This window comes from Sporosarcina sp. FSL K6-5500, assembly GCF_038005665.1.
Taxonomy (GTDB): domain Bacteria; phylum Bacillota; class Bacilli; order Bacillales_A; family Planococcaceae; genus Sporosarcina; species Sporosarcina psychrophila.
This window is the reverse complement of the sequence record NZ_JBBOTP010000001.1, coordinates 1-12,188: the sequence shown is the minus strand read 5'-3', so window position 1 is coordinate 12,188 and position 12,188 is coordinate 1. Positions and strand designations below refer to the sequence as shown.

Annotated in this window: 14 protein-coding genes; 10 read left to right on the top strand and 4 right to left on the bottom strand. The window is 42.8% G+C overall.

Annotation, left to right across the window (positions count from 1 at the left end):
- Positions 1-15: 15 nt before the first annotated feature.
- Positions 16-243 carry an RNA chaperone Hfq gene (hfq, locus tag MKX62_RS00070; protein WP_067211068.1) on the top strand — a complete coding sequence of 76 codons (228 nt, stop codon included), beginning with the start codon at positions 16-18 and terminating at the stop codon, positions 241-243.
- A gap of 166 nt (positions 244-409) precedes the next feature.
- Here the strand turns inward: hfq and MKX62_RS00065 are convergent, their stop codons facing one another.
- Positions 410-1,009 carry a trimeric intracellular cation channel family protein gene (locus MKX62_RS00065; protein ID WP_067211066.1) on the bottom strand — a complete coding sequence of 200 codons (600 nt, stop codon included), beginning with the start codon at positions 1,007-1,009 and terminating at the stop codon, positions 410-412.
- A 145-nt stretch (positions 1,010-1,154) separates the two neighbouring features.
- On the opposite strand from MKX62_RS00065, the gene MKX62_RS00060 reads away from it, so the two are divergent.
- Positions 1,155-2,417, top strand: coding sequence for a methionine gamma-lyase family protein (locus MKX62_RS00060; RefSeq protein ID WP_340740377.1), 1,263 nt, complete (start codon positions 1,155-1,157; stop codon positions 2,415-2,417).
- Between the two features lie 148 nt (positions 2,418-2,565).
- Here the strand turns inward: MKX62_RS00060 and lexA are convergent, their stop codons facing one another.
- The gene (gene lexA, locus MKX62_RS00055; RefSeq protein ID WP_067211062.1) at positions 2,566-3,186 is read right to left on the bottom strand and encodes a transcriptional repressor LexA; all 621 of its coding nucleotides are present in this window, start codon (positions 3,184-3,186) and stop codon (positions 2,566-2,568) included.
- 204 nt (positions 3,187-3,390) lie between these two features.
- Between lexA and yneA the strand changes: the two genes are divergently transcribed.
- The 6 genes from yneA (at position 3,391) to MKX62_RS00025 (ending at position 7,816) form a co-directional block, all read left to right on the top strand.
- Complete coding sequence (gene yneA / locus MKX62_RS00050) at positions 3,391-3,699, top strand: cell division suppressor protein YneA (RefSeq protein ID WP_067211060.1); 309 nt, start codon at positions 3,391-3,393, stop codon at positions 3,697-3,699.
- On the top strand, positions 3,696-4,358 hold the full coding sequence (locus MKX62_RS00045; RefSeq protein WP_067211058.1) for a YneB family resolvase-like protein: 663 nt from the start codon (positions 3,696-3,698) through the stop codon (positions 4,356-4,358). The genes yneA and MKX62_RS00045 overlap by 4 nt, the downstream gene beginning before the upstream one ends.
- Positions 4,359-4,422: 64 nt before the next feature.
- A complete protein-coding gene (locus MKX62_RS00040; RefSeq protein WP_067211055.1) occupies positions 4,423-4,656 on the top strand; it encodes a DUF896 domain-containing protein in 234 nt (77 codons plus the stop codon).
- Positions 4,657-4,730: 74 nt separating this feature from the next.
- Positions 4,731-6,737: a transketolase gene (tkt, locus tag MKX62_RS00035; protein WP_338655923.1), complete on the top strand. Its 2,007-nt coding sequence runs from the start codon at positions 4,731-4,733 to the stop codon at positions 6,735-6,737.
- Positions 6,738-6,917: 180 nt separating this feature from the next.
- Positions 6,918-7,367, top strand: a complete 450-nt coding sequence (gene sirA, locus MKX62_RS00030) for a sporulation inhibitor of replication protein SirA (protein ID WP_067211050.1) — start codon at positions 6,918-6,920, stop codon at positions 7,365-7,367.
- A 206-nt stretch (positions 7,368-7,573) separates the two neighbouring features.
- Positions 7,574-7,816 (top strand): YneF family protein, encoded by a 243-nt coding sequence (locus MKX62_RS00025; RefSeq protein ID WP_067211048.1) that lies wholly within the window; start codon positions 7,574-7,576, stop codon positions 7,814-7,816.
- 586 nt (positions 7,817-8,402) lie between these two features.
- Here MKX62_RS00025 and MKX62_RS00020 read toward each other — a convergent pair.
- Positions 8,403-9,329, bottom strand: coding sequence for an alpha/beta hydrolase (locus tag MKX62_RS00020; protein WP_340740376.1), 927 nt, complete (start codon positions 9,327-9,329; stop codon positions 8,403-8,405).
- Positions 9,330-9,344: 15 nt separating this feature from the next.
- The gene (locus MKX62_RS00015) at positions 9,345-10,247 is read right to left on the bottom strand and encodes a hydroxymethylglutaryl-CoA lyase (protein WP_187045351.1); all 903 of its coding nucleotides are present in this window, start codon (positions 10,245-10,247) and stop codon (positions 9,345-9,347) included.
- A gap of 76 nt (positions 10,248-10,323) precedes the next feature.
- Between MKX62_RS00015 and MKX62_RS00010 the strand changes: the two genes are divergently transcribed.
- Together MKX62_RS00010 and MKX62_RS00005 are read left to right on the top strand one after the other, a co-directional pair.
- Positions 10,324-11,505, top strand: coding sequence for an acetyl-CoA C-acetyltransferase (locus MKX62_RS00010; protein ID WP_340740375.1), 1,182 nt, complete (start codon positions 10,324-10,326; stop codon positions 11,503-11,505).
- Positions 11,506-11,527: 22 nt separating this feature from the next.
- The gene (locus MKX62_RS00005; RefSeq protein ID WP_067211039.1) at positions 11,528-11,779 is read left to right on the top strand and encodes a DUF3886 domain-containing protein; all 252 of its coding nucleotides are present in this window, start codon (positions 11,528-11,530) and stop codon (positions 11,777-11,779) included.
- Positions 11,780-12,188: the final 409 nt, after the last annotated feature.

Here is a 12,188-nt window from a genome sequence, read left to right as displayed (position 1 = left end):
TGGAGGATTCGGCGTATGAAACAGGTTAACATGCAAGAAACGTTTTTAAACTCGTTACGAAAGAATAATACATTTGTAACAGTATTCTTACTGAATGGATTTCAATTGAAAGGACTTATTAAATCGTATGACAATTATACCGTCTTGCTTGAGTCGGACGGCAAGCAACAACTAATTTATAAACATGCGATCTCCACATATGTCCCAACGAAACCGGTAATTTTAAAAGACGAAACGGAATAACCAAAAGCGAAAGCGCCTGGTCAGAGGCGGCAGACATAAGACGTGCCGACGAAGCGGCGTTCTTTGCCGCATAGTTGGACCGACTTATGACCGAGCCTCTAGGCGCTGAAGTCTAGACGTAACCAAAAGCGGAACAGGGAGTAAAATCCCCGTTCCGCTTTTGGTTTTAATGAATTTTTCCATTTGGCAATTTCCATTGGAAAACAAGCGAGAAAATACGTAGACCGGCTGTCATCACAAGTAACGCATAAAGTGCCAAATCACTCTTGAATAGCCCGAGGCCGACTATAAGGCCGGCAAGTGCTGCCCACACTGCGTAGATGTCCCGTTTGAAGACGAGTGGCTTCCTTCCTGCGAGCAAGTCACGGATGACACCACCACCTGCTCCCGTTAGAACTGCTGCAACCATAACTGCATAAATTGACATGTTCAGTGATATGGCAAGCATGGCGCCTTGAATGGCGAATGCAGCCAATCCGATTGCATCAAAGTAATTTCCCCATCTATTCCAATGTGAAAGAAGATACCTAGAAAAAAAGAAAATAATGGTTATCAAAATACTTGCTACAAAAAATAAGAATTGCTGATCCCATAATACAGAGACAGGCACACCTATTAAAACATTACGAACTGCACCACCGCCAAAAGCAGTGACCATACCCAATATATAAACGCCAAAAATATCATATTCCTCTTCCATCGCAACAATTGCGCCCGAGATAGCGAATGCTGCCGTACCGATAAAACTAAAAACATCCCAAGCCACTTCATTTCCTCCATTCAATATACCCTTAAGAATTCTAACAGATAACAATTAATAATCAATGACGAAAACCTTGTAAACGTTGACCTCTACGGACAGACTGATAAGATAATGAAGTGACTATTTAATGAAATGAGGAATACCAATTATGTTTACAGAACAAGACGACCTTTTATTTGAGAATGCGGAAGCGATCGAAGAGAAACTTGCACCATTTTTCAAAGGTATCGAAAAAACTGCCTTTTACAATCAACGGAAAGTACTCGCTGCGTTCCGTAAAAATACGGTGAGCGATTTTCACCTGACTGGTTCAACAGGTTACGGCTATGATGACGCGGGCCGAGATGTATTGGAACAAGTATACGCTGACGTTTTTGGAGCAGAAGATTGCCTAGTACGCAATCAAATTATATCTGGAACACATGCTATTTCAATCAGTCTTTTCGGAATCCTGCGACCAGGTGATGAGCTCCTTTATATTACAGGGAAACCTTATGATACATTGGACTCCATTGTTTCTGGAAAAGGGAAAGACACGGGTTCACTGCATGATTATGGCATCACCTATAAACATATCGATTTGAATGAAGATGGTACAGTCGATTTTGAAGAAGTCGCTAAAAACATTCACAGTAAGACGAAAATGATTGGTATCCAGCGGTCAAAAGGCTATTCAGACCGTCCATCTTTCATGGTGGATGAAATTGGTGAAATGGTTCGTAAAGTGAAGGCCATCAATCCTGACCTCGTTGTGTTTGTCGACAACTGTTATGGCGAATTTGTCGAGGAACAAGAGCCGATTCAAGTCGGTGTTGACTTAATGGCAGGTTCACTGATCAAAAATCCAGGTGGAGGTCTCGCAAGAACGGGTGGTTATATCGCTGGGCGTGCAGACCTCGTTGAAAAGTGTGCATACCGGATGACTTCACCAGGTCTAGGGGCAGAAGCCGGGGCATCGCTGGATACGCTGCGGGAAATGTACCAAGGATTTTTCCTAGCGCCACATGTTGTCAGTCAAGCCGTAAAAGGAGCGCTTTTCACCGCAGCACTTCTAGAAAGTTTCGGACTCAACACATCGCCGCATTACACAGAAAAAAGAACCGATCTAATTCAGTCGGTATCCTTTGAAAATGCCGATCAAATGATTGCGTTCTGTCGGTCAATTCAAGAAAACTCGCCTATCAATGCGCACTACGCCCCTGAGCCGTCGTATATGCCCGGCTACACCGACGATGTCATCATGGCGGCAGGGACATTCATCCAAGGCTCCAGCATCGAACTGACGGCAGACGGCCCCATCAGACCGCCCTATACGGCGTATGTCCAAGGTGGCTTGACGTACGAGCATGTAAAAGTAGCTGTGTTGTCCTCAATCGGTAAACTAGTTAAGGAAAACTTAATCGGGAATTAAATGTAACGAACTGTCACGGCAATCAGTGAAACTGTGAGGGCAAGACGGTGAACTGTCACGGCAAAGCCGAAAACTGTCACGTCAACGCTACAAATAAAAAGGGCTGTTTCCTTCAATCGAAGGAAACAGCCCTTTTGCATACTTAGAATTAATGAATCATACGATAAACGCCAACTACCTTACCTAAAATTGATACGTTATCAAGGATGATTGGATCCATTGAAGCATTCTCAGGTTGCAGACGGAAATAATCTTTTTCTTTAAAGAAACGTTTCACTGTAGCTTCATCGTATTCGGTCATTGCCACGACAATCTCGCCGTTATTTGCTGTCTGTTGTTGTTTAACGACAACATAGTCGCCATTCAAAATTCCGGCCTCAATCATACTGTTACCAACTATTTCAAGCATGAACAGATTGTCTTCCGATGTACCAAAAGATTCAGGTAGTGGGAAGTACTCTTCGATATTTTCAATAGCTGTAATTGGAAGACCAGCCGTAACTTTACCGACAAGAGGTACGTGAAGAACGCCGGGTTTCAACGTTTCTAAGCCTTCTGGATCGAGTACTTCAATTGCTCTCGGTTTTGTCGGGTCTCTTCTAATGAAACCTTTGCTTTCCAATCGCGCTAAATGCCCGTGAACAGTCGAACTTGATGCCAAACCGACAGCCTCGCCAATTTCTCTCACGGATGGTGGATAACCTTTTTTCTTCACTTCAGATTTAATGAAAGATAAAATATCTTCCTGTCTTTTTGAAATTTTTTGCATCCTATTCACCTCTCACCTTATATTCTGCTAATTTCCGAAAGTCGTAAAATAAATTCCCGACAATCTAGTCTTTTCGATAGATTCATTATATCAGTCTCTTGTATAAATGGCAAACACAGGTTCGAATAAGTGTTGACAAACTCATTTTCCTTTTCTATAATGAGAACAAGCATTCCGAACAAGTATTCGTAAAGGGGAGTAATGATGACTTTTATTAAAAGAAATAGCTATGTTGTACTTATTATCGTTTTATGTATGGTTTTTGCAATTATAGGTGTAAGTAAATACGAGAAGGAACAAATGGTCACGAAAATAACAATTACTGAAGGGGATACGCTTTGGGGTCTCGCTTATCTTCACTCGGATAATATGTCTACAGATAAATGGATCAAAGAAGTGATAAAATTGAATGACCTATCATCTGCTACAATAAAAAGAGGCGAGGATCTACTTTTGCCTGCTGTACGGACTGTGGGGGAAAACAATACACAACTGGCGGGTGTTAATCGATGACAGGGCACTATAAAAGATGTGTCATCTATTGCCGGGTGAGCACTGAGAAAGAAACGCAGGAAATGTCACTGGTGAGGCAAGAAGAGGAGCTTGTGGACTTGGCAACTGAACTCGGTCTCGAACATGTCGCGACATTTATGGATAAGCATAGCGGTTTTGACATTGACCGTGAGGGGCTTCTAAGTCTGCTGGATTACATCCGTGACGAGGAAGTCGATGCAATCCTAATCCAAGACGAAACAAGACTTGGACGTGGAAATGCAAGGATGGCAGTTTTACATCTATTGGCAAAAACGGACACGGCGATTTATTCACATAATGATAGCGGACCTATAGCACTCAATGAAATGGATACAATGTTACTTGAGATTTTAGCTATCGTCGAAGAGTACCAGCGCAAACTACATAACGCCAAAATCAAAAGGGGCATGAAACGCGCAGTAAGGGAGGGCTATCGACCCGAGCGTAACTTGAAAAATAGGGGTAACGTGGACGGTCGTGAACGGATTGAAGTGCCGATAGCTGAAATCGTTTCATTGAGGGACAAAGGACTAACCTATGAAGAAATTACTGGTGTCTTGAAAGGACTCGGGCATGATATTAGTAAAGCGACCGTGCATCGCAGGTATAAAGAATATGAGGTGGAGCAGGAAGGCTGATTTATTGCACTTTCTGCTCTTTTTGTATACGTTTGTAGTCATAAACTATAATGGAGGAAATAATATGCTATCAGCTGATAAAATGAAACGAATTAATGAACTATCAAAAAAATCGAAGACGGCAGGTCTGTCGGTCGAAGAAGCCAAAGAACAGACACAACTGCGAAAAGAATATCTAGAGACATTTCGTTCATCAATGCGCAATACAATTGAGAATGTCAAAGTTCTTGATACTGAAGGCAATGATGTGACACCTGATAAGGTGAAAGACGCCCGTGGCGGAAAATATCTAAACTGAGCTTTGCATTAACTGCACGAATTGTCTAAACTAAGATATGTAGATAATTACATATGACGGGAAGGATGTACACAATGACTAAACAAATTGATCAGCTAGCCATTAACACAATCCGTACGCTCTCTATTGACGCAATCGAAAAAGCGAATTCTGGACACCCAGGTTTACCAATGGGGGCTGCTCCAATGGCCTATACGCTTTGGACGAAGCATATGCATCACAACCCTTCAAATCCACAGTGGTTTAACCGTGACCGTTTCGTTCTCTCGGCAGGACACGGCTCAATGCTTTTATACAGTCTTCTTCATCTTGGTGGTTATGGACTTCCGATGGATGAAATCAAGAACTTCAGACAATGGAACTCTAAAACACCGGGACATCCCGAATACGGTCATACAGTCGGTGTCGAAGCAACAACTGGCCCACTTGGACAAGGTATTGGTATGGCAGTCGGAATGGCAATGGCAGAACAACACCTTGCTGCAACGTACAATCAACCAAGTTTTGACGTTGTCGACCACTACACATATGCTCTATGCGGTGATGGCGATCTCATGGAAGGCGTTGCTGCTGAAGCAATTTCACTTGCAGGTCACTTGCAGTTAAATAAACTGATTGTCCTATATGATAGCAATGATATTTCACTAGACGGCGAGCTTGACATGTCTTTCTCTGAAAATATTCGTAAGCGCTTTGAATCATATGGTTGGAATTACATCCGTGTTGAAGACGGTAACGACATTGGCCACGTTTCATCAGCTATCGAAGAAGCTAAAGGCAATGTCGGAGGTCCGACAATGATCGAAGTTAAAACGGTCATCGGTTACGGGTCACCAAACAGATCTGGAAAATCAGATGCGCATGGTATGCCACTTGGTGAAGATGAAATGAAATTGACAAAAGAATATTATAAATGGACGTTCGAAGAAGATTTCCATGTACCTGAAGGCGTCTATGAAACATTCCAAGAATCTGCCGAGAAATTGGGCGTGCAAAAAGAACAGGAATGGAACGCACTATTTGAAAAATACGAAACGACACATGCGGATCTTGCGAAGCAATTGAAAGATGCAATCGAGCGTAAACTACCTGAAGGCTTTGAAAAATCTTTGCCGACGTATGAAGCGGGTTCATCTCACGCGACACGTTCTGCATCTGGTGACGCTATCAATGCGATTGCTAAACAGCTTCCTTCGTTCTTTGGTGGAAGTGCGGACCTTGCAGGTTCTAACAAGACGACAATTAAAGGAGCAGGAGATTTCCTTGCTACTGATTATTCCGGCCGTAATATTTGGTTCGGTGTTCGTGAGTTTGCAATGGGAACGGCGTTAAACGGAATGACTTTACATGGCGGATTACATGTATTCGGTGGGACATTCTTCGTGTTCAGTGACTACGTACGTCCCGCAATCCGACTTTCATCTCTGATGGGTATACCTGTCACATACGTATTTACACACGACAGCGTAGCTGTTGGTGAAGACGGTCCTACACATGAGCCAGTTGAACAACTTGCTGCGCTTCGTGCGATGCCTGGATTGTCAGTTATTCGTCCGGCTGACGCTAACGAAACTGCAGCTGCTTGGAATATTGCAGTGTCGTCGAAGAACTCGCCAACTGCACTAGTATTGTCTCGTCAAAACTTGACTGTCCTTCCGAAGTCAGCTGAACTTGCGATGGAAGGCGTCAAAAAAGGAGCTTACATCGTATCCCCTGCAAGCAAAAAACAAGCGGACGCAATTTTAATTGCAACCGGTTCTGAAGTTAGCTTAGCGGTATCTTCACAGGCGAAACTATTAGCTGAAGGAATCGATGTTACTGTTGTTTCAATGCCTTCGTGGGACCTGTTTGAGAAGCAAGACGATGCTTACAAACAAAGCGTATTGCCGAAAGACGTAAAAAAACGTCTTGGTATCGAAATGGGTGTTTCATTAGGGTGGCATAAATATGTTGGTGACGAAGGCGCGATCATTGCGATTGATACTTTCGGAGCAAGTGCACCTGGAGATACTGTCATCAAAGAATTTGGTTTCACAGAGGACAATGTTCTTGCAACTGTGAAAATGTTAATCAACAACTAAAAATAAATGAAACAGTCCCGATCGCCGAAGAAACTCTGGCAATCGGGACTGTTTTTCAAGACTACTTGACAGAATTTTTAGTTATCCATCTTTTCCGACAATAATAGTGCAGTTCTATTCCGCAATATGACAACCTTTTTATATCAAACCATGTAGGATTATCTCTAGGGGGTGGCGATATTGCGATCATACGGAATTTATAAAGTGAAAGAAATGTACCAGCCATTCGTCATTGGACGTGAACGGCTGTTGTATGACCTATTAAAAGAAGACGAGCAGAATAATGATTGTATGCCTGAAGTCCATTACTTATGTGACAGGCTTGAAGAGAAAATGATTGATGAGGCTATCATTGCAAACCTTGGCGAAGGATTTACGTCGATTGAATCCCGAAATGGGGAATACAAACTGACGCATCCCGTCAAAGGATCCATTCTTATTTCGTTATCATCGTATTCGCTTAATGTCTTTTGCGACGGATCCCGCATGCTCGATTTAGATTTGTTTGTTGCCTTATCTGGGGCGGCAGATCGCTTCTTCGCTGTTATGGATGGGCACGGGGAATGGGGATGGCTGAAACCGGTCAAAACGACTGATTTTCGTTCATATGAAGAAGCCGCATATCTTTGACATGATATTTATAGGATAGGGACAAAAAGGACCCAAATCTCAAAAATAGGGTCTATTTTGTCTGTTTAAATAGTGTGAAGTAAGAAATGCTATTATGCGATGATTAGAATATTTAATTGTGGTCCATTGCTATTCACTAGTGCAATGTTGTATAATCCATCATGGTAGAGTAAAATCGAATAACTGAAGTAGAGGAGGTATAGCGGATGACTACAGTATGGTGGATCGTTTTGATCATCGTCGCGCTATTAGCAGGTGTGGCCCTCGGATTTTTCATTGCACGTCAATATATGATGAAATATTTGAAAGATAACCCACCGATTAATGAAGACATGTTACGTATGATGATGATGCAAATGGGACAAAAACCCTCACAGAAAAAAATCAATCAAATGATGAACCAAATGAACAAAGTAAGTGACAAAAAAGATAAAAAGGTTAAAAAGTAATTACGTAATACCCGTTATTAATTGGGTTGTAAAGGATTAGTGAAAAGGAAAGCCTGCAAATTTTTATACATAGGTTAATCTTTCACCTGAAATTTACTCGGATTACTTAAACTTTCTACCGATCACTTAATAAGCCATTTTTTCTGTTGAACGCTTGACAGGAAAGATGGTTTTTTGTTGTCTAGGAATATATTGATTTCCTACTGAGGATAAGTAAACGCTCGGGTGTATGATCAGTCGTGTGAAGTTTATGCTCGGTAGGCGTGGGATATGATTGGTCGTGTGCCGTTAATGCTTGGTTGGTGTGGGATATGATCGGTGGTGTGTCGTTAATGCTCGGTAGGCGTGGTATATGATCGGTCGTGTGCCGTTAATGCTCGGTTGGCATAAGATATGATTGGCTGTGGATAGTTAATGATTGGTTCGCATAGGATATGATTGATAGCGGGGCATTTATGATCGGTAGCAAAGTATTTACGCTTTGTCCCGCAAAAAAAAGTTATACAAAAACCCCGAATTTCGGGTCTTTTTTCAAAGTGTCCGAAATTCGGGGTACAGTTCAATGGTTCATAACTTGTTTATTTCTTCAATCTCTAAATTTAAACCGTCCTAGAAATACCTGTACTGTTTTTTCGTATTGCACAGGATTATCATTGAACGATTTGGCGTGGGCACCTTTTTTAAAAAGTTTCAACATTTTGTCGCCTTGCTTTGCTTCGTACAATTCCTCTGTCATATAGGGAAGGATGAAATCGTCTTCCAAACTGTGGATGAACAGAACCGGTTTAGTAATGTTTCTGACGACTTCTCGCGGAGAGACAAGGTTCAGGGTGTAGCCATCGCGCATTTTAAGAAAGACGTTGGCAACACGTAGAGCCATTGATGATCGTATAGGTGTATTTGTCCGTAAAATATGAAGAATCTGCTCGGAGAAATCAGAAAACGGACAATCGACGATATGAAAATTTGCTTCATCCTTAAAGGTTCCCGCATATAATATCGTCGTTGCAGCACCCATTGATTCACCGTGGATGCCGAGCAATGCTCGCTTTCCAATTCGTTCCCGTACCGCACGGACAATTACCTGTAAATCAATCTTTTCATAATATCCAAAACTTGTCGTCCTTCCTCCTGAATCACCATGTCGTCGATGATCATAGATGACAGAATTAAATCCAAGACGTTCAAAAAGACGGGCATATTTCATTGAATTGATTTTATTTTCCGTTACGCCGTGACAAATGATTACCGTTCTAGCCGTTTCAAGTGGTTTCAGAAAGACCGCTTTCAATAAATAACCGTTTGGTGACTCAATCCACATATTGTCTTTGCGCACTGTTTCATACCAATGTTCATCGAACCGTTTCGAAATAATTTCACGTTCTAAAATAAAGTTGGAATCCTTCAACTTCAAAAACATCAGTCTATTCGTTGCGAGAAATCCGAAAATGCTCAGTAACGCTGTAACAATGCTAGAGATCACACCGGTTATATAAAGAACGCGCCGTTTCAACCCACTCAACTCCCTTTACAGTTGATCGTTCTCAAACAATCTGTACATTCCTGTGTCAATTGGCCGTGACACATGCGGCGCAATCACTTGGACTGCTTGACAAACTTTTTTTACATCGACACCGGTTTCGATGCCGAGCGTATCGAGCATGTTGACAACATCTTCAGTCGCAACATTGCCTGTTGCACCAGGTGCGAATGGACAGCCACCCAAGCCGCCTGCAGACGTATCAAAACGGTTGATACCTGCTTGTAGCGCAGCAAAAATATTTGCTATCGCCATTTTGCGTGTATCGTGGAAATGAGCTGTCAACAGTACGTCTGGAAATTCTTCTTTCAATGTCTTGAATAACTCATAACTTTCACGGGGATTCGCCTTCCCAATCGTATCCGCGACACTAAGTTCGTTCGCACCCATGGCGACAAATCGTTTACAAAGTGCGACGACATCCTCTATCTCTATCTTCCCTTCATACGGACAATAAAACGCAGTTGAAATACAAGCCCGTATAAAAACGTCATTTATTTTTAATTTCGCAAAGACGGGCTGAAGCGCATCGATGCTTTCAGCGGTTGTTCGGTTAATGTTTTTTTTGTTAAATGTATTGCTCACCCCAACGAACACGGCAATACTGGTCGCACCAGCTTCAATTGCAAGCTCGGCACCTTTGTCATTCGGTGCAAGGACGAATTGCCTGCCGACCTTTTTTGACTTTTCTACAATCGTTTTTGCATCCGCCATTTGCGGCACCCATTTCGGTGATACAAACGAAGTTAGCTCCATTTCTTGAATGCCTGCCCCTTGTAAAGCCTCAATAAATGCTAGCTTATCATTTTCATTGACATGTTTCTTTTCGTTTTGAAGCCCATCGCGTGGACCAACCTCGATTATTGTGACGTTGTTTGGTAAAATGAACATATCATCCCTCCTCTAGTATATTGTAATGAAGGGATGCATATACAGGCAACTTAAATAAGGGAATGGGGGAAAAGAAATGTCGAAAGAAGTCGTAATCATCAGTGCGGTTCGTTCTGCTATCGGATCGTTCCTTGGTTCATTGAAAGATATACCGGCAACAGATCTTGGGGCGACAGTTATTAAAGAGGCATTGAAACGTGCAGGGGTGGCACCAGAGAGCGTTGACGAAGTAATCATGGGGAATGTCCTACAGGCTGGATTAGGTCAAAATCCGGCGCGACAAGCGGCAATGAAAGCGGGACTACCTGAAACCGTTCCTGCTCTGACAATTAATAAAGTTTGTGGCTCTGGATTGAAAGCTGTGCATCTTGCACGTCAAGCAATTATTGCAGGAGATGCGGATATTATTGTCGCAGGCGGTATGGAAAACATGAGCCAAGCCCCATACATAATGAAAAATGGCCGAGAAGGCTTTAAAATGGGGGACCAAAAAATTATCGACAGTATGATTTCAGATGGACTTTGGTGTGCATTCAATGATTATCATATGGGCATCACAGCAGAAAATCTTTGTGATCGATATTCAATTACCCGTGAAGAGCAAGATACATTTTCGGCAGCATCACAACAAAAAGCGGCGGCAGCAATTGAAGCCGGAACTTTCGCAGAAGAAATCGTTGCGATTGAAATCCCGCAGCGAAAAGGCGATCCTATCCTTTTCGATCAAGACGAATACGTCAAAGCCGGAACAACTGCAGACAAGCTCAGTAAACTGCGACCGGCATTCAAAAAAGATGGCAGTGTAACAGCCGGAAATGCTTCAGGTATTAACGACGGTGCAGCAGCATTCGTTATTATGTCGAAAGAAAAAGCAGACGAGCTTGGCTTGACGCCACTAGCAACAATCGTAGCGAATGGTAATGCGGGCGTCGATCCTTCAGTTATGGGTCTGGGTCCTGTGGAAGCCGTTAAAAAAGCACTCACTAAAGCCAATATGCAACTATCCGAAATTGATTTGATAGAAGCGAACGAAGCATTTGCAGCACAGTCAATCGCGGTCGGAAAAGAACTTGAATTTGACGCATCAAAACTGAATGTTAATGGCGGTGCAATCGCACTTGGTCATCCAATCGGGGCTAGTGGGGCACGCATCCTAGTTACACTTCTCCATGAGATGAAACGTCGTGATGTGAAATCCGGACTTGCCACGCTATGCATAGGTGGGGGACAGGGAGTCGCAACAATCGTTACACGATAATGAACGAGAGTAGGTGATATGAATGGCGAAAAAACGTAAACAAACTGCACCTCAGCCGAAAAAAAGAGACAATGAAGGATCGGTATTTTCCGATGCACTTGATGATGATATTCTTGAAAAATTGAAAGCGGCAAAAAAGGCATTGTCAGCTGCTGAAGAGACGAAAGAAGAGGAACGCCAAGAACAAATTCGCCTTGAACGCAAAGAACGTGAGAAAAATAAAAGTTTTGGAGAACTGCTTCAAGAGTTCGGAGATACTGGATCGAAGTTTTAATTGGTAGCACCGGCTGCAATTCGGCTGGTGCTTTTTTTGGGGTGTCCTTGTTCCCGAACTATGCAACGAGAGCGGTAGAGTGCCCAACCATTTAGCTGAACTATCCAACAAACGCGGTGGTTTCCAACCATTAAGCTGAAGTGTTCAACGAACGTGGTAGAGTGTCCAACCATTATGTTGAAGAGTCCAACGAACGCGGTAGAGTGTCCAACCATTCCGTCGAAATGTCGAACAAACGCGGTGGTTTCCAACCATTATGCTGAAGTGTCCAACGAACGCAGTAGAGTGTCCAACCATTACGCCGAACTAGTCCAACAAACGTGGTGGTTTCTAACCATTAAGCTGAAGTGTCCAACCATTATCCCGAAGTGTCCAACGAACGTAGTGGTTTCCAACCATTAAGCTGAAG